The 26,416-nt window shown below is 70.7% G+C and carries 23 protein-coding genes; 14 read left to right on the top strand and 9 right to left on the bottom strand.

What is annotated here, in order from left to right; all coding sequences use genetic code 11:
• Positions 1-14 precede the first annotated feature (14 nt).
• The 4 genes from dnaK (at position 15) to C9J87_RS09230 (ending at position 4,206) form a co-directional block, all read left to right on the top strand.
• Positions 15-1,889 carry a molecular chaperone DnaK gene (gene dnaK, locus C9J87_RS09245; RefSeq protein ID WP_010834296.1) on the top strand — a complete coding sequence of 625 codons (1,875 nt, stop codon included), beginning with the start codon at positions 15-17 and terminating at the stop codon, positions 1,887-1,889.
• Positions 1,890-1,918: 29 nt separating this feature from the next.
• On the top strand, positions 1,919-2,521 hold the full coding sequence (gene grpE / locus C9J87_RS09240; protein WP_010834295.1) for a nucleotide exchange factor GrpE: 603 nt from the start codon (positions 1,919-1,921) through the stop codon (positions 2,519-2,521).
• A 93-nt stretch (positions 2,522-2,614) separates the two neighbouring features.
• Positions 2,615-3,790 (top strand): molecular chaperone DnaJ, encoded by a 1,176-nt coding sequence (dnaJ, locus tag C9J87_RS09235; RefSeq protein WP_010834294.1) that lies wholly within the window; start codon positions 2,615-2,617, stop codon positions 3,788-3,790.
• Positions 3,787-4,206, top strand: coding sequence for a heat shock protein transcriptional repressor HspR (locus C9J87_RS09230; RefSeq protein WP_010834293.1), 420 nt, complete (start codon positions 3,787-3,789; stop codon positions 4,204-4,206). Before dnaJ ends, C9J87_RS09230 begins: the two co-directional genes overlap by 4 nt.
• 12 nt (positions 4,207-4,218) lie before the next feature.
• Here the strand turns inward: C9J87_RS09230 and C9J87_RS20215 are convergent, their stop codons facing one another.
• Genes C9J87_RS20215 through C9J87_RS09215 form a run of 3 tightly spaced genes read right to left on the bottom strand, consistent with a single transcriptional unit; the run spans position 4,219 to position 6,430 of the window.
• Positions 4,219-4,950, bottom strand: a complete 732-nt coding sequence (locus tag C9J87_RS20215) for a pentapeptide repeat-containing protein (protein WP_010834292.1) — start codon at positions 4,948-4,950, stop codon at positions 4,219-4,221.
• Complete coding sequence (locus tag C9J87_RS09220) at positions 4,947-5,879, bottom strand: PfkB family carbohydrate kinase (RefSeq protein WP_107705355.1); 933 nt, start codon at positions 5,877-5,879, stop codon at positions 4,947-4,949. The genes C9J87_RS20215 and C9J87_RS09220 overlap by 4 nt, the downstream gene beginning before the upstream one ends.
• Positions 5,876-6,430: a cysteine hydrolase family protein gene (locus C9J87_RS09215; RefSeq protein WP_232820007.1), complete on the bottom strand. Its 555-nt coding sequence runs from the start codon at positions 6,428-6,430 to the stop codon at positions 5,876-5,878. The genes C9J87_RS09220 and C9J87_RS09215 overlap by 4 nt, the downstream gene beginning before the upstream one ends.
• Before the next feature lie 168 nt (positions 6,431-6,598).
• On the opposite strand from C9J87_RS09215, the gene C9J87_RS09210 reads away from it, so the two are divergent.
• The 3 genes from C9J87_RS09210 to C9J87_RS09200 all read left to right on the top strand — a co-directional run bounded on the left by C9J87_RS09210 (position 6,599) and on the right by C9J87_RS09200 (position 9,569).
• Positions 6,599-7,936, top strand: a complete 1,338-nt coding sequence (locus tag C9J87_RS09210) for a DUF445 domain-containing protein (protein ID WP_232211526.1) — start codon at positions 6,599-6,601, stop codon at positions 7,934-7,936.
• A complete protein-coding gene (locus C9J87_RS19935; RefSeq protein WP_010834288.1) occupies positions 7,933-8,850 on the top strand; it encodes an Abi-alpha family protein in 918 nt (305 codons plus the stop codon). The genes C9J87_RS09210 and C9J87_RS19935 overlap by 4 nt, the downstream gene beginning before the upstream one ends.
• Positions 8,851-8,936: 86 nt before the next feature.
• Positions 8,937-9,569, top strand: coding sequence for a TetR/AcrR family transcriptional regulator (locus tag C9J87_RS09200; RefSeq protein WP_010834287.1), 633 nt, complete (start codon positions 8,937-8,939; stop codon positions 9,567-9,569).
• A 4-nt stretch (positions 9,570-9,573) separates the two neighbouring features.
• On the opposite strand, the gene C9J87_RS09195 is transcribed toward C9J87_RS09200, so the two are convergent.
• A complete protein-coding gene (locus tag C9J87_RS09195) occupies positions 9,574-10,305 on the bottom strand; it encodes a DUF2786 domain-containing protein (protein WP_107705354.1) in 732 nt (243 codons plus the stop codon).
• A 161-nt stretch (positions 10,306-10,466) separates the two neighbouring features.
• Between C9J87_RS09195 and clpB the strand changes: the two genes are divergently transcribed.
• The 3 genes from clpB (at position 10,467) to C9J87_RS09180 (ending at position 17,255) form a co-directional block, all read left to right on the top strand.
• On the top strand, positions 10,467-13,049 hold the full coding sequence (gene clpB, locus C9J87_RS09190; protein ID WP_107705353.1) for an ATP-dependent chaperone ClpB: 2,583 nt from the start codon (positions 10,467-10,469) through the stop codon (positions 13,047-13,049).
• Between the two features lie 146 nt (positions 13,050-13,195).
• Positions 13,196-15,367 (top strand): NPCBM/NEW2 domain-containing protein, encoded by a 2,172-nt coding sequence (locus C9J87_RS09185; RefSeq protein WP_198652314.1) that lies wholly within the window; start codon positions 13,196-13,198, stop codon positions 15,365-15,367.
• Positions 15,368-15,809: 442 nt separating this feature from the next.
• Entirely contained in the window at positions 15,810-17,255 is a 1,446-nt protein-coding gene (locus C9J87_RS09180) for a flavin-containing monooxygenase (RefSeq protein ID WP_010834281.1), read from the top strand.
• Positions 17,256-17,258: 3 nt separating this feature from the next.
• On the opposite strand, the gene C9J87_RS09175 is transcribed toward C9J87_RS09180, so the two are convergent.
• Together C9J87_RS09175 and C9J87_RS09170 are read right to left on the bottom strand one after the other, a co-directional pair.
• Positions 17,259-18,665, bottom strand: a complete 1,407-nt coding sequence (locus tag C9J87_RS09175) for an FAD-binding oxidoreductase (protein ID WP_107705351.1) — start codon at positions 18,663-18,665, stop codon at positions 17,259-17,261.
• Between the two features lie 19 nt (positions 18,666-18,684).
• Positions 18,685-19,596 (bottom strand): AEC family transporter, encoded by a 912-nt coding sequence (locus C9J87_RS09170; RefSeq protein WP_107705350.1) that lies wholly within the window; start codon positions 19,594-19,596, stop codon positions 18,685-18,687.
• A 23-nt stretch (positions 19,597-19,619) separates the two neighbouring features.
• Between C9J87_RS09170 and C9J87_RS09165 the strand changes: the two genes are divergently transcribed.
• The 4 genes from C9J87_RS09165 (at position 19,620) to C9J87_RS09150 (ending at position 23,208) form a co-directional block, all read left to right on the top strand.
• A complete protein-coding gene (locus tag C9J87_RS09165) occupies positions 19,620-20,540 on the top strand; it encodes a 2-hydroxyacid dehydrogenase (protein WP_107705349.1) in 921 nt (306 codons plus the stop codon).
• Positions 20,541-20,619: 79 nt separating this feature from the next.
• A complete protein-coding gene (locus tag C9J87_RS09160; RefSeq protein WP_107705348.1) occupies positions 20,620-21,738 on the top strand; it encodes an L-talarate/galactarate dehydratase in 1,119 nt (372 codons plus the stop codon).
• 7 nt (positions 21,739-21,745) lie between these two features.
• Positions 21,746-22,420 carry a FadR/GntR family transcriptional regulator gene (locus C9J87_RS09155; RefSeq protein WP_107705347.1) on the top strand — a complete coding sequence of 225 codons (675 nt, stop codon included), beginning with the start codon at positions 21,746-21,748 and terminating at the stop codon, positions 22,418-22,420.
• Between the two features lie 44 nt (positions 22,421-22,464).
• Positions 22,465-23,208, top strand: a complete 744-nt coding sequence (locus C9J87_RS09150) for an enoyl-CoA hydratase/isomerase family protein (RefSeq protein ID WP_157953165.1) — start codon at positions 22,465-22,467, stop codon at positions 23,206-23,208.
• Positions 23,209-23,222: 14 nt separating this feature from the next.
• Here the strand turns inward: C9J87_RS09150 and C9J87_RS09145 are convergent, their stop codons facing one another.
• The 3 genes from C9J87_RS09145 to C9J87_RS09135 are packed head-to-tail and all read right to left on the bottom strand — an operon-like array spanning position 23,223 to position 26,403.
• Positions 23,223-24,482, bottom strand: coding sequence for a glucarate dehydratase family protein (locus C9J87_RS09145; RefSeq protein WP_107705345.1), 1,260 nt, complete (start codon positions 24,480-24,482; stop codon positions 23,223-23,225).
• Positions 24,479-24,874 (bottom strand): universal stress protein, encoded by a 396-nt coding sequence (locus C9J87_RS09140; protein ID WP_107705344.1) that lies wholly within the window; start codon positions 24,872-24,874, stop codon positions 24,479-24,481. Before C9J87_RS09140 ends, C9J87_RS09145 begins: the two co-directional genes overlap by 4 nt.
• A complete protein-coding gene (locus C9J87_RS09135; RefSeq protein WP_107705343.1) occupies positions 24,871-26,403 on the bottom strand; it encodes a tripartite tricarboxylate transporter permease in 1,533 nt (510 codons plus the stop codon). The genes C9J87_RS09140 and C9J87_RS09135 overlap by 4 nt, the downstream gene beginning before the upstream one ends.
• Positions 26,404-26,416 lie beyond the last annotated feature (13 nt).

Raw genomic sequence — 26,416 nt, 5'->3', positions numbered from 1 at the left:
AGGAGGTACACCCCATGGCTCGTGCGGTCGGCATTGACCTCGGGACGACGAACTCCGTCGTCTCCGTCCTCGAAGGTGGAGAACCCACCGTCATCGCCAACGCAGAAGGCGCTCGCACCACCCCGTCGGTGGTCGCGTTCGCCAAGTCCGGTGAGGTCCTCGTCGGTGAGGTCGCCAAGCGGCAGGCCGTCACCAACGTCGATCGCACCATCCGCTCCGTCAAGCGCCACATGGGCACTGACTGGAAGCAGAAGATCGACGACAAGGACTTCACGCCCCAGCAGATCAGCGCGTTCATCCTGCAGAAGCTGAAGCGCGACGCCGAGGCCTACCTCGGTGAGACCGTCACCGACGCCGTCATCACGGTCCCCGCCTACTTCTCCGACGCCCAGCGCCAGGCGACCAAGGAGGCCGGCGAGATCGCGGGCCTCAACGTCTCGCGCATCGTCAACGAGCCGACCGCGGCCGCGCTGGCCTACGGCCTCGACAAGGGCGACGACCAGACGATCCTGGTCTTCGACCTCGGTGGCGGCACGTTCGACGTGTCCCTGCTCGAGATCGGCGAGGGCGTCGTCGAGGTCAAGGCGACCTCCGGTGACAACCACCTCGGTGGCGACGACTGGGACAACCGGGTCGTCGAGTGGATGGTCAAGAAGTTCAAGGACAACAACGGCGTCGACCTCGCGGCCGACAAGATCGCCAAGCAGCGCCTCCAGGAGGCCGCCGAGAAGGCCAAGATCGAGCTGTCGTCCTCGAGCGAGACCACGATCCACCTGCCCTACATCACCCACGGCGAGGGCGGCCCGCTGCACTTCGAGGAGAAGCTGACGCGCAGCGAGTTCCAGAAGCTCACCGCCGACCTCCTCGACCGCACCCGCGAGCCCTTCAAGTCGGTGCTCAAGGACGGCGGCGTCGAGGTCAGCAAGATCGACCACGTCGTGCTCGTCGGTGGCTCGACCCGCATGCCGGCCGTCTCCGATCTCGTCACCGAGCTGCTCGGCGGCAAGCAGCCCAACAAGGGCGTCAACCCTGACGAGGTCGTCGCCGTCGGCGCCGCCCTCCAGGCCGGCGTCCTCAAGGGCGAGGTCAAGGACGTGCTGCTCCTCGACGTCACCCCGCTCTCCCTCGGCATCGAGACCAAGGGCGGCGTGATGACCAACCTCATCGAGCGCAACACCACGATCCCGACCAAGCGCTCGGAGATCTTCACCACCGCCGACGACAACCAGCCGTCGGTCGAGATCAAGGTCGCCCAGGGCGAGCGCCAGCTCTGGTCGCAGAACCAGCCGCTCGGCAACTTCGAGCTGACCGGGCTGCCGCCGGCCCCGCGCGGGATCCCGAAGATCGAGGTCACCTTCGACATCGACGCCAACGGCATCGTGCACGTCTCCGCGAAGGACCACGCGTCCGGTCGCGAGCAGTCGATGACGATCTCCGGCGGTTCGGCCCTGTCCAAGGACGAGGTCGCCCGCATGGTCAAGGAGGCCGAGCAGTACGCCGAGGAGGACGCCAAGCGTCGCGAGGCCATCGAGGTCCGCAACCAGGCCGACAGCCTCGTCTACTCGACCGAGAAGTTCCTCACCGAGAACGGCGAGAAGATCCCCGAGGACGTGAAGACCGAGGTCCAGGCCGACGTCGACGCGCTCAAGGAGACCCTGGCCAAGGAGGACGCCTCGGCCGAGGACCTCACGGCCGGTGTCACCAAGCTCGGTGAGTCCAGCCAGAAGATGGGCGCCGCGATGTACGCCGCCGCCGAGGCCGACAACGCCGGCGACGCGACCGAGGGTGCTGGCGACGACCAGGCCGACGACATCGTCGACGCCGAGATCGTCGACGAGCCCGCCGACGACTCGTCGGACGGTGCGACCGCCGAGGGTGAGTCCAAGTGACTTCATCCTTCGGGGACGAAGCAGCCGAGATGGCGAACGAGACCGAGGTCGAGGTGCCCGCTGAGGGCGCCTCGGCCTCGGCCGGCGCCGACACCCCGGTCGACCCGCACGCCGAGGAGATCAGCGGCATCGACAACCTCCTCGAGGAGGGGGGTCCGCTCGAGCCCCAGGACGTCGCTGAGGTCGAGCAGGTCGCGTCGGTCGAGGAGCAGCTGGCGGAGCGCACGACCGACCTGCAGCGCCTGCAGGCGGAGTTCCTCAACTACAAGCGCCGTGTCGACCGCGACCGTGGCCTGATCGCCGAGAACGCGACGTACAAGGTCCTGCAGCCGATCGTCGAGGTGCTCGACACGATCGACCGCGCGCGTGAGCACGGTGAGCTCGAGGGCGGCCTCAAGGCCGTGGCCGAGCAGCTCGAGCGGATCGTGAACGGGCTCGGCCTGACCCGCTTCGGCGAGCCGGGCGAGGCGTTCGACCCGACGCTGCACGAGGCGCTGAGCCACCTCGGCACCGACCCGGACGTCGAGGTGGTGACCGCGAAGGTGGTGGCCAAGGCCGGCTACAAGATCAACGACCGGGTGGTGCGCGCCGCGCAGGTGCTCGTCGTCGACCCCGAGACGCCCGAGAGCTGACCGACCGATCACAACGTCATGGGGAGTGGTCGTCCGAACGACCGGTCCCCATGACGTCCCAGCAGACCCGACCCACGAGGAGGAGGTGAGCGCATGGCTGACAAGAACGACGGGTTCCGCAACGACTGGGCTGCCAAGGACTTCTACGCCGTGCTCGGCGTGAGCAAGGACGCGACGGCCGACGACATCAAGAAGGCCTACCGCAAGCTCGCGCGCGCCAACCACCCCGACTCCAACCCCGACGACGCCAAGAAGCACGACACCTTCAAGTCGGTGGCGGAGGCCTACGACGTCGTGGGCGACGCGGACAAGCGCAAGAAGTACGACGAGTTCCGCGCGCTCACCGCAGGCGGTGGCGGCTTCGGCGGCTTCAACCGCGGGGGCGCCGGCCAGGGCGGGTTCGACATCAACGACCTGCTGCGCGACCAGGCCGGTGGCGCCGGCTTCGGCGACATGTTCGGCGACCTCTTCGGTGGTGGCGGAGCCCGCCAGCAGCGCCAGGCCCGGCCCCGCAAGGGCGCCGACCTCGAGGCCACGACCACGATCGGGTTCGTCGACGCCCTCGACGGCACGACGATCTCGCTGCGCCTGACCTCGGATGCGGCCTGCCCCACCTGCAAGGGCACCGGTGGCAAGCCCGGCACCCGACCCCACATCTGTCCCGAGTGCGAGGGCGCCGGCTACGTCGTGGCCGGGGTGGGCGGTGCGTTCTCGATGAATGAGACCTGCCCGACCTGCCACGGTCGCCAGCTCGTCTACGACGAGGCGTGCCCGGTCTGTCACGGCACCGGTCGTGGCACCTCCGCGCGCACGGTCCAGGCGCGGATCCCGGCCGGGGTCAAGGACGGCCAGAAGATCCGGCTCCGTGGCAAGGGCTCCCCGGGCGAGAGCGGTGGCCCGGCGGGCGACCTCATCGTCGCGATCAAGGTGGCCGGCCACCCGGTCTTCGGACGCAAGGGCGACAACCTCACCATCGAGGTGCCGGTCTCGTTCGACGAGGCCGCGCTGGGTGGCGACATCAAGATCCCGACCCTCGGTGGCGCCCCGGTCACGTTGAAGGTGCCGGCCGGCACCCCCAACGGCCGGACCTTCCGTGTCCGCGGCAAGGGCGCCCGCAAGCCCGACGGCACCCACGGCGACCTGCTCGCCACGATCGCGGTCGTCGTGCCGGCCACCCTCGACGAGGCTGCCCGCGAGGCGCTCGCGACCTACCGCGCCGCCACTGCGTCGACGCCGGTGCGTGATCAGCTCTTCCGGGACGCCCAGTGAACACCTTCGGCACCCCCTCGCCCGACGCGGCCGTCTACGTCATCAGCGTGGCGGCCGAGCTCACCGGGCTGCACCCGCAGACCCTGCGTGCCTACGAGCGGATGGGGCTGATCACGCCCAGGCGCACGCCGGGCGGCGGCCGGCGCTACTCCCACCACGACCTCGAGCTGCTGCGTGAGATCGCCGACCTGACGGCCCACGGCACCGGGATCGAGGGCGTGCGCCGCATCCTCGAGCTCGACAACCAGGTCACCGCCCTGCGCCACCGCAACGAGGACCTCGTCGCCGAGCTGGAGGCGACCCGGGCGGCGCTACGCCAGGCCCGCGCGGCCGCGGGGGCAGTCCACCCCAACACGCTGCCCGTGCTGCGCCACTCGGCCGCCGGCCAGTCGGTCGTGGTCTGGCGCCAGCCCTGAGCCCGGCCCGGGTCAGACCCGGAGCACCGCGCGCTGCGCGACGGTGAGGAACAGCGCCTCCGACAGCTCCGCCCCACGGGCGTCGGCGCCGCGGAGGTCGGCCCCGAGCAGGTCCGCATCGGTGAGGTCGCAGCCACGCAGGTCGGCGCCGAGGAGCACCGCCCCGCGCAGCGCTGCGCCACGCAGGTCGAGCTCGCGCAGGTCGCGCCCGGCGAGGTCCTGACCGGTCAGGTCGAGCGCGTCGGTCCAGTGCGCACGGACGCCGCGGCTCGCCTCGCCGAGCACCGCGCCCACCTCGAGCCGGAGCTGGTCGATGTCGAGGGCGAGCAGCTCCTCGGGGGTGCCGCCGACCAGGCCCACGACGCGTTCGAGCCACGGGCCTGCGGGGCCGGCGCTGCGCCGTACGGCCTCGTCGAGCAGCGCGAGCATCTCGTGCAGCTGGCGCATCACCGAGAGCACCGCCGCCATCTCGCCGAGGTTGCCGCCCTCGCGCCACGAGACCCCGCCGTAGGTCACCTGCGCGACCTGCTGGCCGGCGCCGAAGCAGTCGAAGGCCACGCAGCCGGACCAGCCGTCCTCGCGCAGGGTCGCGTGGATCCCGCAGCGGTCGCGGTCGTCGAGGTTGTGGCACGGCACGCCGCTCGGCTTCGTCTCCGGGAAGCTCTCGCCCTTCTGGAAGGGCAGCAGCACGCAGCACAGCGCGAAGCACTGCGAGCAGTCGGCCTGCAGGACGGGCAGGTTCACGCCTGCTCCGCCAGGAACGCGTCGACCTCGGCGGCGGTGGGCGCAGTCGCGGGGCCGCGTCGTGTCACCTTGATCGCCGCTGCGGCATTGGCCCGGCGGCAGCCCTCGACCCAGGGGGTGCCCGCGGCCACCTCGGCCAGCAGGGCTCCCGTGTGGGTGTCGCCGGCACCGTTGGTGTCCAGGGGCGTCTGCGGGAAGCCCGGCACGAGGACAGCTTCGCCGTCGACGAGTACGGCGCAGCCGGCCGCTCCGTCGCGGACGATCGTGATCGCATCCCCGCGCAGGAGCGGGGCGACCGCGGCAGTCACGGCGGCCAGGTCGTCGGCCTGGGGCGTGCCCAGGATGTCGGCAGCCTCCTCCAGGTTGCTCGACCAGACGTCGGTGAGGGCGAGCATCTCGGTCCGCACGTGCGGGGACAGGCCGGCGAAGGCCGAGCCCGGGTCGAGCACCACGACGACGCCGGCGTCCAGGGTGCGCAGCCAGGCCAGGAGCGGCTTGCCGGTCTGCTCGAGCGCGAGCGAGAACCCGGTGACGCACACGAGGTCCCCGGGCTGCGGCGCCGACGTCGCGAGCGACTCGGACGTGATCTCGCGCTCGGCGCCGAGGGTGGTGACGAAGGTGCGCTCGGCACTCGGCTCGATCAGCACGACGCAGATGCCGGTGTCGTGGCCGCTGATCGGGGGCGCGCTCAGCTCGACCCCCTCCGCCGCGAGCGCCTCGCGCACGAGGTCGCCGTGCGGTCCGGTGCCGTGGGCGCCGGCGTGCACGCACCGGGCACCCGACCGCGCGGCCGCGACCAGCACCGTCACCGCGCCGCCGGCGTAGTCGGTGACGGAGGTGGCCATCACGTTCTGCCCACGCTCGGGCAGGTCGGGCACCTCGATCACGACGTCGACGAGCGCCTGACCGGTGTGGATCACGCGTGTCACGCGAGCACCTCGGCGGTGGTCGCGATGGTGATCTGCGGTGGGTAGAGGCCCATCACGGCCAGCGCCGACCGGTGGTTCTCCGGCGTCGAGCCGGCGCAGGCGTCGGACACGATCGTCACGGTGGCGCCAGCGTCCGCGGCTGCCAGGGCGGTGGAGATGACGCAGCAGTCGGTGGCGACGCCCGCGATCACGAGCCGCGGTGTCGGACCGGTGACCTCGGCGAGCGCGGGCCCCCACTTGCCGAAGGTGGTCGCCGTGACGACCGTCCCCGCCAGGTCCGACAGCTCGTCGACGACGTCGAAGAGCGGGTCGTCGCTCGGCACGTCGGCGAACGGCCACGCCTGGAGGTACGGCGCCCAGCTGCCCTGCGCCGGGTCGGGGGACACCCAGCGGGTGACCACGGTGCGGTCGCCTGCGACGGCCGCGAGGCGCCGTACGGGATCGAGGATGTCGGTGAACATCGGCGATCCCCACGGGCTGTCGGGCGAGGCGAAGATGCGCTGCGGATCGATCACGACCAGCCAGGCGTCGGAATGCATCGTGACGGTCATGGCCTCCACGATGTCAGGAAAGCCCGCAGTCCGGGGCTCCGCACCCGCGTTGCTTGACGAATGGGCGCTATTTGTACACCATATTGTCGTAGTCACTCGTGGCGTGTGTGTGGAGGCCCTAGGGTGCGCCTGACAGGCCGGGCCCCGGCCGTGAGTGGAGTTGTGACCGTGGCAGACGTCTGGGACTGGTTGCTGCACGTGGACTGGACGCTGCAGCGGATCGACACGCCGATGGAGTGGCTGGCCTTCGCCTCGATCCCGCTGTTCACCGCCGCGATCGGCTGGCTCATCAACCTCACCGGGCTGTGGATGCTGTTCTTCCCGATCCACTTCCACGGGGTGAGGGTTCGCGGTCTGGCTGAGCTGACGCGTCGCGCGCCGCACAAGATCCAGGAGATCCCCGGCCTGCTCACCGGCGGCATCGGCTGGCAGGGCATCGTGCCGGCCCGCGCCGCCAAGATGGGCAGCATCGCGGTGGACAAGGCGATCGCCAAGATCGGCACGCCCGCCGACTTCTACGAGCAGCTCGAGCCCGACCGGATCGCCGACCACATCGTCAAGGTCTTCGAACCCGAGCTGCCCGAGCTCGTCGACTCGGTCATGCGGCGCGAGCACCCCAGCCTCTGGCGTGACCTGCCCGCCGTCGGCAAGCGCGCCCTCGTCTCGCGCGTGCAGCTGCAGCTGCCCGCCGTGGCGCGGTCGGTGACCGGGCAGATCGGTGAGCACATCGACCAGCTGCTCGACCCCAAGCTGATGATCATCAACCACTTCCGCGAGCACCCCGAGCTCGTCGTCCGGGTCTTCCGCGACATCGGCGCCCACGAGCTGCGGATGATGGTCCACTTCGGTGCCATCTTCGGCTTCCTGCTCGGTGTCCCGGTCGCGTTCGCCGACCACTGGTTCCACCAGGCGTGGCTGCTGCCCGTGCTCGGCATCCTGGTCGGGTGGATCACCAACAAGCTCGGCATGTGGCTGATCTTCGAGCCGCTGGTGCCGAAGCGCTACTTCGGCTTCCGCTTCCACGGGCTCTTCCTGCGCCGTCAGGACGAGGCTGCGGAGATCTATGCGCGGCTGATCGCCGACGAGGTCGTCACCCTCGAGCGCATCGGCGACTTCCTGCTCGACGGTCCGCGCGGTGATCGCACCCGGCAGATGCTCGTCGGTGCCCTCGGCCCGGCGATCGACAAGGCCGCCGGCCCACTGCGGGCGGCCGCCCGGATCGCGATCGGGCGCCGGTCCTACGACAACATCAAGGACTCCTTCGCCGAGGAGGCGATGCTGCAGACCGTCCGCCCGTTCCGCGACCCGGAGTTCAGCCGCCAGCAGGGCGTGCGGATCCAGCAGCTGTTCTCCGAGCGCACCAAGGCCCTGCCGCCCGAGGAGTTCGTGGAGATGATGCGCTCGGCCTTCAAGGAGGACGAGTGGATGCTCTACGCCCATGGCGCCATCATGGGCTTTGCTGGTGGGCTGGTGCACTTGGCGATCTTTGGAGTGGGTGGCGGATGACGATCGAGCTCGACAACAGCGACGACGACGGGCCGGTGCACGTCCCCGAGCCGATCGGACCCGGGATGACCGACGTGCCGGGGCTGGCCCGACTCGCGGCGTCGACCTGGCTGCACGGCACCGAGTGGGGCCTGATGACCTCGGCCAGGGTCGCCGGCCGGCTGGCTCGCGCCACCACCGACCGGGAGGAGGCGCAGGCCCTCGTCAAGGACGTCGGCAAGACCGCCCACCTCGTCTCCGACGTCACGCGGGCGCTCTCCGCGGGCGCCCCGCTCCCGGAGATCCTCGCCCAGATCGGCGACTCGTTCGGGGAGCTGGCCGACCCCGTGCTGGCACCGGGCCAGCAGCGGACCACGCCCCTGCAGGACGCGGGGGAGCGGATGCTGCGCCGCGTGCCCAGCCTGCGCGAGCGCGGCACCGAGCTGCTCGAGCGCAGCCGCGACGTCTGGCGCACCGACGCCGCCCACCCCGCCTACGCACGCATCCTCGAGGAGCTGGCCCCCGACGAGGCGCGGGTGCTCGTGCTGCTGATGCGTGGCGGGCCGCAGCCCAGCGTCGACGTACGCACCGGTGGGGCCGTCGGCATGGTCAGCTCGACGCTGGTCAAGCCCGGCCTGACGATGATCGGGCCCCGGGCGGGCTGTCGCTACGTCGACCAGGTCCCGTCCTACCTGCACAACCTGTTCCGGCTCGGGATGGTGTGGTTCTCCCGCGAGCTGGTCAGGGACCCGATGGAGTACCAGGTGCTCGAGGCCCAGCCCGACGTGATCGAGGCGATGAAGTCCGTGCGGCACGCCAAGGTCCTGCGTCGCTCGATCAACCTCACGCCGTTCGGCGAGGACTTCTGTCGTGCCGTCCTCGTCGACCAGGACGACGCGACCGACCTCCCCGATCACCCCAAGCCCGAGGCGTGATCGCGAGACGAGCCGGCGGCCGAGCGCATCGTCAGCCAGGGCTGATCGGTTTTTCCTGAGCCACTTCCGCGTGTCACGATTGCGCCATGAGAGAGCCGACTGAGGCGCGGACCGGGGGCCTGTTCCGCGAGCGCGTGCACAGCCTGTTGCGCTCCTCGATCCTCGACGCCGCCTGGTCCCGCGCGGCTGAGGTCTCCTGGACCCAGGTGCGGATGGTCGACCTCGCCGACGAGGTGGGTGTCAGCCGGCAGACGATCTACAACGAGTTCGGTTCCAAGGACGACCTCGTGACGGCCCTGTTCGAGCGCGAGGTGTCCCGCTTCCTCGCGGGGATCGAGGGACGGATGTCGGGTGCCGAGCGCTATGACGAGGCGATGCGCTCCTCCCTCGTGTGGCTGCTCGACGAGATGGCCGGGCACCGCATCCTGGGCCGGATGGTGAAGGACGCGCAGGCCGGGTCGACCGACGGCCTGATCCCCCTGCTCACCGTGCAGACCCACGCGATCATCAAGCCGGTCCGCCGGCGGGTGGTCGAGATGATGCTGGAGAGGTGGCCCGATCTCGACCGCGACGCCACCGAGGTGAGCGCCGAGCTGGTGGTGCGCTTCGTGCTCGGGCAGCTCATCACCCCGACCGAGCTCGACCGCGACCGGATGATCGACGGCATGATCGCGATGACGGTGGAGCTCCAGCGCCGGTCGAGCGCAGCGAAGCCCTGACCGATCAGCCGAGCCGCTTGCGATCGGTGGCGCCGACGCGGGTGGCGCGGCCGAGGTCGGCCCGTTCACCGGCAGCGTGGCCGTCGGCGATGCCACCGCCGGAGAGGTAGCGCGGCCGCGCGGTGCGCAGCCGGGGGTAGACCTCGGCGGCCGAGCGCTCGGCGAGGGTCGCCCGGTCGGCCAGCACCAGCGCCGCCGACGTGCCGGCCGCGGCGAAGTCGGCCTCCGAGTCGCGGGCGGCTGCCGCCTCGGCCTCCTCCAGTCGGCGCCCGATCGCGGAGGCGAAGCCGAGCCACCAGGTGCGCCGGTAGGCCGCGGGGTGCTCGCCGCGCGGCACCGGTCGGCGGGTGAGCTCGCCGGTGCCCTGCACCATCAGGCTCGTCAGCAGCATCTCGGCCAGCACCAGGTCGGTCGTGTGGCCGAACAGGTGCAGCGAGTGGGCGGTCTCGCCGCCACCGCGCTGCTTGCGCAGGACGGCACTGCAGCGCAGGCCGCGCGCGACAGCCGCGCCGAGCGTGCCCTTCTCATAGGCGTACGGCGCCAGCAGCTCGACGGTCAGGTCGCCGACCACCTCGCGACCCGGGTCGGCGGCCGCGAGCAGCGCGGCGTCGACACCGTGGCGCGCCATCAGCTCTGCGGCCTTGGCGTTGAACGCCTCCGCCTCGGCGGTGGTCGCCGCGGGGTCCTCCGCCTGCGCGAGCAGCTTGCGGATCCGGGCCAGCTTGTCGTCGTACATCTGTCTCCTCACGGCTGTGCGGGCACGATGGCACGGCACACCGACATTCGGCCAAGTTGAGGGGAATCGACTCAACTTCTGGCGCGTTGAACCGGCGGTGCACCACAGTGGTCCACCAGTGATCGACCAGTGGTCGACCATGACTCGATGGAGGAGCAGAGTTGAGCCAGTTCGGCGCCGAGAAGTTCACCACCCGCAGCCGCGAGGTCATCGAGGCCGCGCAGCTGTCCGCCACCACGGCCGGCAACACCCAGACCGAGCCGATCCACCTGCTGGTCGCGCTGCTGCGCCAGGAGGACGGCACGGCCCGCAACCTCATCACCAAGGCCGGCCTCGACGCCGCCGTGCTGACCGCGCAGGCCGAGCAGGCCCTGGCCGCGCTGCCCAAGGCGAGCGGCGCCACCGTGCAGCAGCCGGCCGCGAGCGCGGCGCTGACCCGCGTCCTGGCCAGCGCGATCGACCTCGCGGGCAGCATGAAGGACGACTACGTCGCGACCGAGCACCTCTTCATCGCCCTCGCCACGGTCGAGTCGACGGCCCGCAAGATCCTCACCGACGCCGGCCTGGCCGAGGCCGGGCTGCGCGAGGGCCTCACGGCCATCCGTGGCAACCGGCGCGTCACGAGCCCGGATGCGGAGTCGACGTACGAGAGCCTCGAGAAGTTCTCGATCGACCTCACGCGCGCGGCGCAGGACGGACGTCTCGACCCGGTCATCGGCCGCGACGCCGAGATCCGGCGTGTGATCCAGGTCCTCAGCAGGCGGACGAAGAACAACCCGGTGCTCATCGGCGAGCCCGGCGTCGGCAAGACCGCCGTCGTCGAGGGGCTCGCGCAGCGCATCGTCGACGGCGACGTGCCCGACTCGCTCAAGGGCCGGCGGCTGCTCAGCCTCGACCTGGCCGCCATGGTCGCGGGTGCGAAGTACCGCGGTGAGTTCGAGGAGCGGCTCAAGGCCGTGCTCGAGGAGATCAAGGACGCCGGTGGGCAGGTCATCACCTTCATCGACGAGCTGCACACCGTTGTCGGCGCGGGCGCCGGCGGCGACTCCGCGATGGACGCCGGCAACATGCTCAAGCCGATGCTGGCGCGCGGCGAGCTGCACATGATCGGCGCGACGACTCTCGACGAGTACCGCGAGCGGATCGAGAAGGACCCCGCGCTGGAGCGCCGGTTCCAGCAGGTCTTCGTCGGCGAGCCGAGCGTCGAGGACACGATCCAGATCCTGCGCGGCATCCAGGAGAAGTACGAAGCCCACCACGGCGTGCGCATCACCGACGCCGCGCTGGTCGCCGCCGCCACGCTCAGCGACCGCTACATCACCGGCCGCCAGCTGCCCGACAAGGCGATCGACCTGATCGACGAGGCCTCGTCGCGGCTGCGGATGGAGCACGAGTCGAGCCCGGAGGAGATCGACCAGCTCCGCCGCCAGGTCGACCGGCTGAAGATGGAGGAGTTCGCGCTCGCCAAGGAGTCGGACGACGCGTCCGTCGAACGGCTGGCCGCGCTCAAGGCCGACCTCGCCGACAAGGAGGAGGAGCTGCGCGGGCTCGAGGCCCGCTGGGAGCGGGAGAAGTCGACGCTCGAGGGCGAGGGCGAGCTGCGCCGCCAGCTCGACGCGCTGCGCATCGAGGCCGACAAGCTGCTGCGAGAGGGCGACCTCGCGGGCGCCAGCAAGATCAACTACGAGTCGATCCCCGCGCTGGAGAAGCAGATCGTCTCGGCCGAGGCCTCCGAGGAGGAGGTGACCGAGAAGCTCGTCGGTGACGAGGTCGGCGCCGAGCAGATCGCCGACGTGGTGGAGGCCTGGACCGGCATCCCCACCGGCCGGCTCCTGCAGGGTGAGACCACCAAGCTGCTCGAGATGGAGTCGGTGATCGGCGCGCGCCTGATCGGCCAGCACGACGCCGTACAAGCAGTCAGTGATGCCGTACGGCGATCGCGGGCCGGCATCGCGGACCCCAACCGTCCGACGGGGTCGTTCCTCTTCCTGGGCCCGACGGGCACCGGCAAGACCGAGCTCGCCAAGTCGCTGGCCGACTTCCTCTTCGACGACGAGCGGGCGATCGTCCGCATCGACATGAGCGAGTACTCCGAGAAGCACAGCGTGAGCCGGCTCGTCGGCGCTCCTCCCGGCTACGTCGGCTACGACGAGGGCGGCCAGCTGACCGAGGCGGTCCGCCGCCGGCCCTACAGCGTGGTGCTGCTCGACGAGGTGGAGAAGGCGCACCCCGAGGTCTTCGACATCCTGCTGCAGGTGCTCGACGACGGGCGTCTCACCGACGGCCAGGGGCGGACGGTCGACTTCCGCAACACGATCCTGATCCTGACCAGCAACCTCGGTTCGCAGTTCCTGGTCGACCCGACGCTCGCGCCGGATGCCAAGCACGAGGCGGTGATGGGCGTCGTGCGCTCGTCCTTCAAGCCGGAGTTCCTCAACCGGCTCGACGAGATCGTCATGTTCGACGCGCTCACCAAGGACGACCTCGCGCACATCGTCGACCTGCAGCTCGCGCTGCTCGAGCAGCGGCTCGCGGTGCGCCGGATCTCGATCCACGTCACCGACGCGGCCCGCGCCTGGCTCGCGGAGACCGGCTACGACCCGGCGTACGGCGCTCGCCCGCTGCGGCGCCTGATCCAGTCCGCCATCGGCGACCCGCTCGCGCGGCTGCTGATCGGCGGCGAGGTCACCGACGGCGGGACGGTCACGGTCGACGTGGGCGAGGACGGCCTGGTCCTGGGCTGAACCGCGCTGCGGGAGAGGGCCGTGTGACCGCCGCCACAAAAATGTGGCGGAAGGTCTAGCGGGGTGTGACCCACGCCACTACGGTGACGTAACCGTAATCGTGGGCGGTCGGGGGTCACCCACTCATGCACCCTGAAAGGGAATCTATGAGTCTGTTCTCGCGCGTCTCAGTGTTGTCCGGAGTCGTGGTCGTCGCGGCGACCCTGGCCCCGGTCACAGCTTCCTCCGGCGTCGAACCGACGCCCCTCACAGGCGAGGTGTGGGCCTCCGACCTGCCGTTCGTCTCGGAGACCAACGGCTGGGGCCCGGCCGAGCGTGACCGCTCCAACGGTGAGCAGGGCGCCACGGACGGCCGCACCATCTGGGTGGACGGCAAGAGCCACACGAAGGGCATCGGCGTCCACGCCGACTCCGCCATCCGCATCGACGTCGGCGGCGACTGCGAGTTCTTCCAGTCCGAGGTCGGCATCGACGACGAGGTCGGCACCAAGGGCAGCGTCGTGTTCGCCGTCGTGGCCGACGGGGTGCAGGTCGCGCAGACCGCCACGCTGACCGGCTCCTCCGACGTCAAGACGATCTACGCCAGCATCGACGGCGCCCAGACCGTCGACCTGCTCGTCTCCCAGGCCGAGGGTGGTGCGGACGCCGACCACGCCGACTGGGCCAGCGCGAAGTTCCGCTGCTCGGGCGACGGTGTCGCCGCCCCGACGACGCTGCCTGCTCCGCCCAGCTCGTCGGTCTACGCCAGTGACTGGCCCTTCCTGGGCGTGCCCACCAACGGCTGGGGCCCGGTCGAGCGCGATCGCGCCAACGGCGGGACGGCTGCCGGCGACGGGCCGGCCTTGAAGCTCAACGGAGTGACCTACGCCAAGGGGCTCGGCGCCCACGCCGGAGCCTTCATCAGCTACAACCTGGGCGGGCAGTGCTCGGCCTTCACCGCGAAGGTGGGCGTCGACGACTCGCAGGGTTGGCTGGGATCGGTCCGGTTCCGGATCTTCGCCGACGGGGTCGAGGCCGCCGACACGGGCGCGATGTACAACGGCACCGCCACCAAGTCGCTGTCCGTGAACACTGCGGGCGCCAATCGCCTCGACATCCTGATCGACAACATCGGCGACGGCTCTGACTACGACCACGCCGACCTCGCCGACGCCCGCCTCGTGTGCGGCGACGGCGCGACCGGCGCTGCGTTCTACACGCCCCCGGCCACGCTGCCGGCGGGCATGGGCAAGCTCGTGCGCACCGAGCCGTCGCAGTTCTGGGTGACGCCCCTCAAGGTCGTCCCGGTCGACGCCGCGGTGACCCGCATGATGTACACCTCGAGCGACCGCAACAACACGCAGATCCCCGTCACCGGCCAGCTCGTCGTGCCCAACAAGGCATGGTCCGGCACCGGTCCTCGTCCGCTGATCGCTTACGCCGTCGGCACCCAGGGGCTCGGTGACACCTGTGCTCCGTCGCGACTGTCCGACGGTGGCGGCCTGGAGTACGAGAACCTCTTCATCGCCGGCCTGCTGGCCAAGGGCTTTGCCGTCGTCCTCACCGACTACCAGGGCCTCGGCACCCCGGGCGTGCACACCTACATGAGCCGTGAGGTCCAGGGCCGCGCGGTCCTCGACTCGGTCCGCGCTGCGCTCAACGTGCCGAACACCGGGCTGACCACCTCGACGCCGATCGGGCTCACCGGCTACTCGCAGGGTGGTGGGGCTGCCGCCGCGGCTGCCGAGATCGCCTCGGCCTACGCCCCTGAGCTCACGATCGCCGGTGTCGCCACCGGCGGCGTGCCCGGCGACCTGCTGGCCACGGCCGACAAGCTCGACGGCACCCTGACGGTCGGCTTCCTGGGCTATGCCCTGGCCGGTGTGGGCGAGGGCTCCTACGGCGTCGACCTCAACTCGTTCCTCAACACCAAGGGCCGCGCGCTGATCGCGGAGCTCAAGGAGGAGTGCGTGATCGAGACCGTGCTGACGCACGCCTTCATCCAGTCGTCCACCCTCACCCTCGACGGGCGCTCGGTGCCGACGATGCTGCGCGACCCGGAGTGGAACCAGATCATCGGCGAGCAGCTCATCGGCAACGGTCGCAAGCCGTCGGTGCCGACGCTGGTCTTCCACTCGGGCACCGATGACGTCGTCCCGTACGGCGCGGGGCTGGGCACCGCCCAGCGTTGGTGTGCGCAGGGCGCCAACGTCACCTTCCGCAAGGGCATCCTGCCCGGGCACATCGGTGGCGCGTTCGACTACTACCCGACCGCGCTGAAGTTCCTCGAGGATCGGTTCGCAGGCGTCCCCGTGACGTCGAACTGCTCGACGATCTGATGTGAGCTGACCCGAACCGCCGCCCCCGTTCCTCGGCCCCCGATGCCGAGGAGCGGGGGCGGTCTCGTGTCACGTCGGCCCTCGCGCTGCCACATCGTCGGACGTCGAGCGGGACGTCCGACGACCCGGTCGCCCTGGCAGCCGCACCCGTCGGACGTCCCGGGCAAGATTCCTCCGAGTTTCCCGGGCCGGGGGTCTGGCGCACAGGCACGTCACGGTCTACGGTTACGCGACCGTAAGTGCGGCTCGGGAGGCCCGACGGTGAATCCCTTGAGCAGGGAGCCGATCAGGCTGCCTTCTCGTGGCCCGGTGCTCATCGGGGTCGTCGCCGCGACCCGGTGACCGCGGGGTCCCAGGGGCGGGGTGGCTGGGCTGGGAGGCCGGCCACCTCGTCCATGGACAACTCGTGGTGCGCTGGGCAGCAGCGTGGGAAGGTTCCGCCATGACACGCATCGGCATCATCGGCGCCGGCTTCGGCGGGCTCGCGGCCGCGATCGAGCTGAAGAAGGCAGGACACGACGACATCGTGGTGTTCGAGAAGGCGGACGAGGTCGGTGGCGTCTGGCGCGAGAACACCTATCCCGGTGCGGCGTGCGACGTCCCGTCACCGTTCTACTCGTTCTCCTTCGAGCCCAACCCCCGCTGGCCGCGTCGCTTCTCCCAGCAGCCGGCGATCCTCGACTACCTCAAGCAGGCCGCGGACACCTACGACGTGCGTCGCCACGTCCGCTTCGGCGTCGAGGTCTCCTCGGCCGCCTTCGACGACACGAAGAACACCTGGACCGTCACCCTGGCGGGCGGCGAGTCGGTGGAGCTCGACGTGCTGGTCGCCGCCGTGGGCCAGCTCTCCCGGCCCTCCTGGCCGGAGATCGAGGGGCGGGAGACCTTCGCCGGGCCGAGCTTCCACTCCGCGGAGTGGGACCACTCCGTCGACCTCACCGGCAAGCGGGTCGCGGTGATCGGGACCGGCGCCAGCGCGATCCAGTTCGTCCCCGAGATCCAGCGGGAGGTGGCCCACCTCGACATGTTCCAGCGCACGGCGCCGTACCTCCTGCCGAGGCCGGACACCGAGTTCCATGGCGGGCACCACAAGCTCTTCGAGCGGGTGCCGGCGACGCAGCTGGCCGAGCGCGCTGGTTGGTATGCCGTCATGGAAGGCCTGAGCACGGCCTTCCTCTACAGCAAGCCGCTCTCGGCGCTGATCCACCGGATGAGCCGCCGGCACATGGCCAAGCAGACCAAGCCGGTGCCCGGGCTCTTCGAGAAGGTGTGGCCCTCCTATCCGGTCGGCTGCAAGCGGATCCTGTTCTCCAGCGACTACCTCCCGGCGCTCGCGAAGCCCAACGTCGACGTGATCACCACCGGCATCGCCGAGATCACTCCCGACGGTGTCCGCACGACCGACGGCGAGCTGCACGAGGCCGACGTGGTCATCTACGGCACCGGCTTCCGCTCGACCGAGTTCCTGTCGCCGATGGCGATCACCGGGGTCGGCGGGCAGGACCTGCACGAGCAGTGGCACGAGGGCGCCCGCGCCTACTGCGGGCTCACGGTGCCGGGCTTCCCCAACCTGCTGATGATGTATGGCCCCAACACCAACACCGGTGGCGGCTCGATCGTCTTCTTCCTGGAGGTGCAGGCGACCTACGTGCGCGAGTTCGTCGACCACCTCGACGTCGCCGGCGGGCCGCTCACGGTCAAGCCGGAGGTCGACCAGGAGTTCGACGACAAGCTCCAAGGCCGCCTCGCCAACAGCGTCTGGTCGGCCTGCTCGTCGTGGTACCGCAACGCCAACGGCCGGATCACCACCAACTGGCCGGGGCTCGGCCTCGAGTACAAGCGCCGCGCGAAGTTCGACGCCGACGACTACGCCGTCGTCGGTCGCTGAGGCTCAGTCCGGGGCCAGCACCTTGCCGGGATTCATCAGCCCGGCGGGGTCGAGCGCGTTCTTGACCGCGCGCATCAGGTCGACCTCGACGTCACTCTTGTACGCCGCTGCGGCGGCCGCCTTCCCGGAGCCGAGGCCGTGCTCGGCGCTGATGGAGCCGCCGAGCTCGACGGTGCACTCGTGCACGATCGTCGACAACATCGCGGCCTGAGCGACGAAATGGTCGCCTGAGAGGGAAGCCGGACGGCTGAGGTTGTAGTGCAGGTTGCCGTCGCCGACGTGGCCGTAGACGATCGGCCGGATCCCGGGCAGGGCGCTCTCCAGCGCCGGCCCGAGGCGCGCGACGAGGTCGTCGAGCGAGGTGATCGGCACCGAGACATCGTGCTTGATCGTCGGGCCGAGCGACTCCTGGGCCTCGGAGACCCGCTCGCGCAGGGCCCAGAGCCCCGACCGCTGCGCGGGCGAGCCGGCGACCGCGGCGTCGAGCACCAGGCCGGCCTCGACGGCGGCGGCCAGCGCCCGTTCCAGGTCGTCGTCGACACTCGCACCCGCGGGGCCCGCGATCTCGATCAGGCCGAACCACTCGGCGTCGCTCGCCAGCGGGTCCGCGAGACCGGCGGCCAGCACCAGCTCGAGCGCCGGGCGCGAGACCAGCTCCCAGGTGGTGAGCCGCTCGGCGGCGTACTCACGCAACAGCGGGAGCAGGGTCGCCGCCGCGGCGACGGAGGGGAGCGCGACCCACGCGGTCGCGCGGGCGGGCGTCGCGGGGTGCAGCGTCAGGACGGCGGCGGTGACGATGCCGAGGGTGCCCTCGGCGCCGATGAAGAGCTGGGTCAGGTCATAGCCGGTGTTGTCCTTGCGCAGCGAGCGCAGCCCGTCCCACACGCGCCCGTCCGGCAGCACGACCTCGAGCCCGAGCACCAGCGAGCGCATCATGCCGTAGCGCAGCACCGCGGTGCCGCCGGCGTTGGTCGCGATGTTGCCGCCGACCGTGCAGCTGCCCTCGGCGCCGAGCGAGAGCGGGAAGAGGCGGTCGACGGCCTGGGCCGCGGCCTGGACGTCGGCCAGGATCACGCCCGCCTCGACGGTGATCGTGCCGCCCGCGGCGTCGACCTCGCGGACCTGTCGGAGCCGGCCGAGGGAGAGGACGAGCTGCGAGCCGTCGCCGCTCGGGATCGCCCCGCCGCACATGCCGGTGTTGCCGCCCTGCGGCACGATCGCGACCCCGGCCGCGTGCGCGAGCCGCACGACCTCCGCCACCTCGGACGTCGACGCCGGCCGGACCACCGCGAGGGGCGTCCCGCGATAGGCGCCACGCCAGTCGGCGGCGTACGGCGAGAGGTCGGCCGGGTCCGTCAGCACGTGCTCGTCGCCGATGGCGGCGCGCAGGTCGCTCAACAGGTCGGGCACAGGTGTCTCCTTGGGTCGGTCAACCGAGCAGGACAGCGATGAGCAGCGCCACGGGCAGCGAGCAGAGCGTCGTCACGAGGATGGTCTCGCGGGCAACATCCTCCCCCGTCCGGTAGCGCGTGGCATGCAGGAAGATGTTCTGCGCGGTCGGCAACCCTGCCATGATGACGACGCCGAGCAGCATGTCGCCCTCGAGCCCGAAGACCGTGCCTGCCGTCCAGGCCACCACGGGCGCCACCACCATCTTCAGCACGGTGGCAGCCAGCGTCTCACCGTTGTGGCCTGCCTTCCCGGGCCAGGGCGAGAGTCGCAGCGCGGCGCCGTAGGCCAGCAGCATCGCCGGGATCGCGAGGCCGGCCAGGAGCCTGAGGGGCGAGTCGACGACGCGGGGCAGCTCCCAGCCGGTGACGGCCAGCGCGACCCCGACCACCGACGCGAGGGTGAGCGGATTGGTGACGAGACGGCGGATCGTCGACCACGCCCCGACGCCGCGTCCGGTGAGACGGTCGAGGGCCATCAGCGCGATCGGCTGCACGATCATCATCTGGACCAGGAGGGTGGGCACGACGACGGTGGTGTCGCCGACGACGAAGGCCGCGACGGCGATGCCCAGGTTGCCGGCGTTGACGTAGGACGCCGAGAGCGCGCCGATCAGCAGCGAGCCCGCGTCCGGCTTCCAGCGCCAGCGGACGAAGGCGGCGTATGCCATGAAGCACACGGCCAGCGACGTCGCGGAGGCGCCGAGGTTGGCGATCGCATGGTCGATCTCGACCTCGCTGATGACCACGACCATCAGGGCCGGCGACGCGACGAAGAAGGCGATCTCGCCGAGCGTCCGCTGCGAGCCCGCGTCCAGCACGCCGACGTGGGCGAGCGCCGCGCCGCAGGCGATGACGACCAGGATCGTGGTGAAGCCGATCAGCAGGTCCATCGGAGCCCCTGCATGATGGCGGCATGAGCGAACTCCGCGTCGTCCGCATCGGCCCCTTGATGCCGTTCCTCGAGGAGGCGTTGCAGCGCCTGTACGCCGCACCGTCCCTCGTCGAGGTCGGGCCTGCGACCGCCGGGCTGACGGTCGCGGTGGCCGGCGGCGGGACCGTGATCGGCGCAGCGGAGATGGACGCGCTGCCCGACCTGGAGGCGATCGCCAACTTCGGGGTCGGCTACGACAACGTCGACGTCGAGGAGGCGACCCGCCGCGGCATCGTCGTCTCGAACACCCCCGACGTGCTCACCGACGCGGTCGCCGACCTGGCCGTCGCGCTGGTGCTCGACGTGCTGCGCCAGGTGTCTGCCTCCGACCGGTTCGTACGGCGAGGGGAGTGGGCAGCGGGCAAGCGTTACCCCCTGACGCGGGAGGTGCGCGGATCTGTCGTCGGCATCCTCGGGCTGGGCCGGATCGGCGAGGCGGTGGCGACGCGGCTCGAGCCGTTCGGAGCGCAGGTCGCCTACCACTCGCGTCGCCCGAAGGACGTGGCGTGGACGTATCACGCGAGCCCGGTGGAGCTGGCCGAGGCCTGTGACGTGCTCGTCGTGCTGACACCCGGTGGTGCCGACACCCGGCACCTCGTCGATGCGGAGGTGCTCGACGCCCTCGGGCCGGACGGGTTCCTCGTCAACGTCGCCCGCGGCTCGGTCGTGGACGAGCAGGCGCTGGTCGAGGCACTGGATGACGGCCGCATCGCCGGCGCCGGGCTCGACGTCTTCGCCGACGAGCCCCACGTGCCGGTTGCCCTGATGGATCGCGACGACGTGGTGCTCCTGCCGCACGTCGGCAGCGCGACCGTCGAGACGCGCGAGGCGATGGCGACGCTGGTGCTCGACAACGTTGCCGCCTTCCTCGCGAAGGGTGAGCTGCTCACGCCTGTCAACTGAGGTCCTCTGGACGAATGCCAACTTGTCGGATAAGTTCGAAACACATCATACAAGTTGGTTCGACCTCGAAGGAACCCCCATGTCCGACAAGATCCAGAGCCTCACCCTCTCCAGCGTCGTGCTGCCGATCGCCAACCCGGTCAGCGACGCCAAGGTGCTCACCGGCAAGCAGAAGCCGCTCACCGAGACGGTGCTGCTCTTCGTCGAGGTGACCACCGAGCAGGGCCTGTCGGGCATGGGCTTCTCCTACTCCAAGCGCGCCGGTGGCAAGGCACAGTTCGCGCACCTCAAGGAGGTTGCCGAGGTCGCGATCGGCCAGGACCCCAGTGACATCGCGAAGATCTACGAGTCGCTGATGTGGGCCGGCGCGTCCGTCGGTCGCTCCGGTGTCGCGACGCAGGCGGTGGCCGCGCTCGACGTCGCGCTGTGGGACCTCAAGGCTCGTCGGGCGGAGCTCCCGCTGGCCAAGCTGCTCGGCTCTCACCGCGACTCGTGCCGCGTCTACAACACGTCCGGCGGCTTCCTCCAGGCCTCGCTGGAGGAGATGAAGGAGAAGGCGTCCGCGTCGCTCGAGGCGGGCATTGCCGGCATCAAGATCAAGGTCGGCCAGCCCGACTGGCGCGCCGACCTGTCGCGGGTCGCGGCCATGAGGGAGCACCTCGGCGACACGCCCTTCATGGTCGACGCCAACCAGCAGTGGGACCGCGCCCGCGCCCGCCGGATGTGTCGCGAGCTCGAGCAGCACGACCTGGTCTGGATCGAGGAGCCGCTCGACGCGTGGGACGCCGTCGGCCACGCCGACCTGTCGCGCGAGTTCGACACCCCGATCGCGACCGGCGAGATGCTGACGTCGGTGCCCGAGCACATGGCGCTGATCGACGCGGGCTACCGCGGCATCGTCCAGCCCGACGCCCCGCGCATCGGCGGCATCACTCCCTTCCTGAAGTTCGCGACGATCGCCGCCCACCACGGACTCGCTCTCGCCCCCCACTACGCGATGGAGATCCACCTCCATCTCGCCGCGGCCTACCCGACCGAGCCGTGGGTCGAGCACTTCGAGTGGCTGGACCCGCTCTTCGAGGAGAGCATCGAGATCCGCGACGGTCGCATCTTCGTCCCCCAGCGCCCAGGTCTCGGCTTCACGCTGTCCGACCAGATGCGCGCACACACCGAGGACACCGTGACGTTCAAGGCATGATCCACCCGTGAAGACCCGCTCGCAGCACGTCGTCGCCGGCCTCAAGGACAAGATCCTCAGAGGCGACCTCGCCCCCGGCACGAAGCTGCCGTCCGAGGCCGAGCTCGTCGAGGAGTACGCCGTCTCCCGCACCGTCGCACGCGAGGCGGTGACGCGGCTGCAGGCCGAGGGTCTGGTGGAGACCTTCCAGGGTCGCGGGTCGTTCGTCCTCGCCGTACCCGAGCCGTCGTCCTTCACCCTCGAGACCTCGGCCATCCGCAACCAGCACGACGTGCTCGCGATGGTCGACTTCCGGATCGGGGTGGAGAGCGAGGCGGCGGCGCTGGCGGCGGCCCGCATCGTGCCCGCGTCCGCGGCGGGGATCACCGCAGCCCACGAGTCGTTCACGGCCGCCGGGCACGAGGGAGCGGTCGAAGCCGACTTCGCGTTCCACCGGGCGATCGCGGTCGCCTCGGACAACCGGTTCTACCTCGACCTGCTCGACTCGCTCGGCCCGATGATGATCATGCTGCCGAGGACCCGGCTCGCCTCGACGTACTCCATGAGCGACGCCTCCCATGTCGAGCGGGTGCAGCGCGAGCACGACAACATCGCCGCGGCCGTGCTGGCCGGGGACGTCGAGACCGCGCGTGCGGCGATGCGGGTCCACCTCGGCAACACCCGCCGCCGCCTCACTTCCTGAACAGTGCGCAGCGGGGGTCCGCGAGATCGGTAGTGTCGCCCGGCATGTCGCAGTCGAGCTCAACGTCCACCGAGACCAGCCTGTTGCGGGAGCGCCGTGACGACGGTGTCGAGCTGCTGCGGATCAACCGTCCCGACAAGCGCAACGCGCTCGACACGGCGACCCTGCGCCTCCTCAACGCTGCGCTGATCGAGCTCGCCACCGACGCCAGCCTGCGGGCGGTCGTGCTCTCGACCACGTCCACCACAGCCCTCTGCGCAGGTGCGGACGTGACGGAGCCGCTGGACGCCGCGGGCGGCGTGGTCCGGATGGAGGCCTTCGCTGAGCTCTACCGCCTCCTGGACGACCTCCCGGTGCCGACGGTCGCGGTGTGCGTCGGCAACTGCGTCGGCGCGGGTGCCGAGATCGTCGCCGGCTGCGACTTGCGTGTCGCCGGCGACAACCTGAAGCTGGCGTGGGCGGGCAGCCGACTCGGCGTGCCCGTCGGACCCGCACGCCTGACCCAGCTCGTCGGCCTCTCGCGGGCGAAGGAGCTGATCTACACCGGCCGGGTGGTCGGCTCCGACGAGGCCGCGTCGATCGGACTGGTCCAGCACACGGCGCCCACGGACGACGCCGAGGCAGCGGCGCTCGCGCTCGCGGGCCTGGTCGCTCGTCAGTCGGCCGGGGGGATCCGGGTCCTCAAGCAGATGTTTCGCGACCTCGAGGACTCGCCCGCTCGCATCGCCTACGAGAACGAGCGGCTGCTGGACTTCCAGCGCAACGGTGTCGGTCTGCCGCAGGGCTGACCGGGCCCCCGCTGCTACCAGCGTGCGGTGTTGGGCGTGAAGTCCGGCTCGATGGTGCGCATGTAGACGGTGTCCTCGCGTCGACGTACGCCGCAGGACAGGTATTGCTCGTGCAGGAGCCCGAGCATGTCCCGGTCGAGCTCGATGCCGAGGCCGGGAGTGGTGGGTACGGCGATGGCGCCGTCGACGAAGTCCAGGACGCCCGGCTCGACCAGGTCCTGCGTCTTCCACGGGTAGTGCGTGTCGCAGGCGTAGGTCAGCGTCGGCGTCGCGGCGGCCAGGTGCGTCATCGCCGCGAGCGAGACGCCGAGGTGCGAGTTGCTGTGCATCGACAGGCCGAGCCCCCACGTCTCCGCGATCCCGGCCAGCAGCTGGGACCGGCGCAGGCCGCCCCAGAGGTGGTGGTCGGAGAGCACGATCTGGACGGCGTCCTGCGCGATCGCGGGCGGCAGGTGCTCGAGGGCGATCACGCACATGTTGGTGGCGAGCGGCACGTCCGTCCCGGCACTGACGGTGGCCATCCCGTCGATCCCGGGGGTCGGGTCCTCGAGGTACTCGATGACCCCCTCGAGCCGCTTCGCGACCTCGAGCGAGGTGGCAGGTGTCCACGCGCCGTTCGGGTCGAGCCGCAGCGGCAGGTCGGGGAACGCCTCGTGCAGGGCCTCGATCGCCTCGCACTCCTGGTCGGGCGAGAACACGCCGCCCTTGAGCTTCAGCGACCCGAAACCCCAGCCGTCGACCATCGTGCGCGCCTGCGCGACCAGCTGGTCAGGAGTGAGTGCCTCGCCCCACGAGTCGTCCGGGTGGCCGGGATGGCCTGCCCACTTGTAGAAGAGGTAGCCGCTGAACGGCACGGTGTCGCGCACCCGCCCTCCGAGCAGCTCGCTCACGGGCCGCGCGGTCTCGTGACCCTGCAGGTCGAGGCAGGCGACCTCGAACGGCGAGTAGACGGTGTCGACCGCCGACGTCACGTCGAGCATGCCGCCGAAGCTGGCGCCGGCTCCGCCGGTCTCCTGGCCGAGTACGTCGACCACGACCCGCCGCAGGGACGCGAGGTCGAAGGGGTCGATGCCGGGGATCGCCGTGGCCACGGCCGCGAGCCGGGCGAGGTGCGCCTCGTCGGCGTACGTCTCGCCCAGCCCGAGCAGGCCGGAGTCGGTGTGGAGCTCGACGATCGCGCGCAGCGCCCAGGGCTGGTGGACGCCGACGACGTTGAGCAGGGGCGGGTCGGCGAACGCGACCGGGGTGACGACGACCCGGGAGATCCGGCTCATCGAGTCGGCTTGACGGCCAGGATCGGCACGTCGAGCGAGAGCAGGAGGCGCTGGGCGTCGCTGCCCATCATCAGCTTGCCGACGGGGGAGCGGCGGCGCATGCCGATCACGACGAGACGGGCGCCGGTCTGCTCGATCAGGGTGGTGAACGCGTCGACGATGTCGGCGCCGTGGTCGGCCTGGTCGACGCGGGCGGTGACGCCGTGCTCGGCCGCGGCCGCGACGATCCGGGAGACGTCGTCGGGGCCGACGAGGTTGGCGTCGACCGTGCTGCCCCGGCGCGGGCTGTTGAGGACGACGACGTCGTCTCCGCGGGCAGCGGCCTCGGCCAGCCCGGCCGCGAGCGCGGCCTCGCCGACGGGGGTGGGCACGTAGCCGATCAGCACGGTCATCGCATGCCTGCTTCCTGGTCGATCTTGTCGGTGGGCGTGGTGTCCGGGTCGCGTCGACGCAGGGCCAGCTTGACCAGCGGCAGGGCAATGACGAGCAGGATGAAGGCGAGGATCGTCCCGGAGATCGGCCGCGTCACGAAGCCGGTCGGGTCGCCGTCGAAGATCAGCATCGAGCGGCGGAAGCTGGACTCCATCAGCGAGCCGAGCACGAAGGCCAGCACCAGCGGGCCGGGCTCGAAGCCGGTCTTCTTCATCAGGTAGCCGAGGATGCCGAAGCCGATCATCACGAAGATGTCGAAGACGGAGTTGTTGATCGTGTAGACGCCGAGGATCGTGATCAGCGCCGTGATCGGCGCCAGGATCGCGGGGCGCACCCGGAGGATCTTCACGAAGATGCCGACGAGCGGGATGCTCAGGATCAGCAGGATCAGGTTGCCGATGTACATCGAGTTGATGACACCCCAGAACAGGTCCGGTCGCTCGTCGATCAGCTGAGGACCGGGCGTGACGCCGACGACGAGCAGGGCGGCATACAGCATGGCCATCGAGGCGTTGGCGGGGATGCCGATCGTCAGCAGCGGGATGAAGGACGACGTCGCGGCGGCGTTGTTGGCCGACTCGGGACCGGCGACGCCCTCGATCGCGCCGCGCCCGAAGCGGGAGGGGTCCTTGGCGACGCGCTTCTCCGTGGCGTACGCCGCCAGGCTGGCCATCACCGCGCCGCCACCGGGCAGCACGCCGAGGAGGAAGCCGATGACCGAGCCACGGCCGATGGCGGGCCCGGCCTGCTTGAGGTCCTTGCGCGACGGCCAGATGTTGGCGATCGCGGCGGGCACGTGCGGCTTGCCGTGCCGTTCCTCGAGGTTGTAGAGGATCTCGCCGACCCCGAAGAGACCCATCGCGACGACGACGAAGTCGATGCCGCCCTGGAGCTGGAGGGTGTCGAAGGTGAAGCGGTTGGCGCTGGTGAACGAGTCGCTGCCGACGGTGGCCAGCAGCAGTCCGACCGCGGCAGCGGCCAGGGCCTTGACCGTGTGCCCGCTGCCGACGGTGGCGACCAGCAGGACGCCGAGCAGTGCGAGTGCGGCGTACTCCGGCGGACCGAAGTCCAGCGCGTAGCCGGCCACGATCGGGCCGAGCAGGGTGAGCCCGATGATGGACACGGTGGCGCCGACGAAGGAGCCGATCGCGGCAATGCCGAGCGCGGTGCCCGCCTTGCCCTGCTTGGCCAGGGCGAAGCCGTCGAACACGGTGACGACCGAGCTGGCCTCGCCGGGGATGCGCAGCAGCACGGAGGTGATGGTGCCGCCGTACTGCGCGCCGTAGTAGATCCCGGCCAGCATGATGATGGCCGACACCGGGTCGTTGGCGTTGTAGGCGATCGGCAGCAGGATCGCCATCGTGGCGGCCGGGCCGAGGCCCGGCAGGACGCCGATCAGCATGCCGATGAGGACGCCGATCAGGCAGTAGAGCAGGTTGGTCGGTTGGGTCACGACGCCGAAGCCGTCGAGGAAGGCAGTCCAGTCCATGCGGGTCTCCTCT

The organism is Nocardioides allogilvus, from assembly GCF_003047285.1.
Taxonomy (GTDB): Bacteria; Actinomycetota; Actinomycetes; order Propionibacteriales; family Nocardioidaceae; genus Nocardioides; species Nocardioides allogilvus.
This window is presented reverse-complemented; position numbering and strand designations above follow the sequence as displayed.

What these genes read in the sequence shown, in the direction of transcription:
- dnaJ (WP_010834294.1), top strand. Translation starts at nt 2,615, where the DNA reads ATGGCTGACAAGAACGACGGGTTCCGCAACGACTGGGCTGCCAAGGAC.
- C9J87_RS09140 (WP_107705344.1), bottom strand. Translation starts at nt 24,874, where the DNA reads ATGACCGTGCTGATCGGCTACGTGCCCACCCCCGTCGGCGAGGCCGCG.
- C9J87_RS09195 (WP_107705354.1), bottom strand. Translation starts at nt 10,305, where the DNA reads ATGTACGACGACAAGCTGGCCCGGATCCGCAAGCTGCTCGCGCAGGCG.
- C9J87_RS09150 (WP_157953165.1), top strand. Translation starts at nt 22,465, where the DNA reads ATGTCGCAGTCGAGCTCAACGTCCACCGAGACCAGCCTGTTGCGGGAG.
- grpE (WP_010834295.1), top strand. Translation starts at nt 1,919, where the DNA reads ATGGCGAACGAGACCGAGGTCGAGGTGCCCGCTGAGGGCGCCTCGGCC.
- C9J87_RS09215 (WP_232820007.1), bottom strand. Translation starts at nt 6,430, where the DNA reads ATGACCGTCACGATGCATTCCGACGCCTGGCTGGTCGTGATCGATCCG.
- C9J87_RS09145 (WP_107705345.1), bottom strand. Translation starts at nt 24,482, where the DNA reads ATGAGCCGGATCTCCCGGGTCGTCGTCACCCCGGTCGCGTTCGCCGAC.
- C9J87_RS09185 (WP_198652314.1), top strand. Translation starts at nt 13,196, where the DNA reads ATGAGTCTGTTCTCGCGCGTCTCAGTGTTGTCCGGAGTCGTGGTCGTC.
- C9J87_RS09135 (WP_107705343.1), bottom strand. Translation starts at nt 26,403, where the DNA reads ATGGACTGGACTGCCTTCCTCGACGGCTTCGGCGTCGTGACCCAACCG.
- C9J87_RS09180 (WP_010834281.1), top strand. Translation starts at nt 15,810, where the DNA reads ATGACACGCATCGGCATCATCGGCGCCGGCTTCGGCGGGCTCGCGGCC.
- C9J87_RS09200 (WP_010834287.1), top strand. Translation starts at nt 8,937, where the DNA reads ATGAGAGAGCCGACTGAGGCGCGGACCGGGGGCCTGTTCCGCGAGCGC.
- C9J87_RS09165 (WP_107705349.1), top strand. Translation starts at nt 19,620, where the DNA reads ATGAGCGAACTCCGCGTCGTCCGCATCGGCCCCTTGATGCCGTTCCTC.
- C9J87_RS09170 (WP_107705350.1), bottom strand. Translation starts at nt 19,596, where the DNA reads ATGGACCTGCTGATCGGCTTCACCACGATCCTGGTCGTCATCGCCTGC.
- C9J87_RS09160 (WP_107705348.1), top strand. Translation starts at nt 20,620, where the DNA reads ATGTCCGACAAGATCCAGAGCCTCACCCTCTCCAGCGTCGTGCTGCCG.
- dnaK (WP_010834296.1), top strand. Translation starts at nt 15, where the DNA reads ATGGCTCGTGCGGTCGGCATTGACCTCGGGACGACGAACTCCGTCGTC.
- C9J87_RS19935 (WP_010834288.1), top strand. Translation starts at nt 7,933, where the DNA reads ATGACGATCGAGCTCGACAACAGCGACGACGACGGGCCGGTGCACGTC.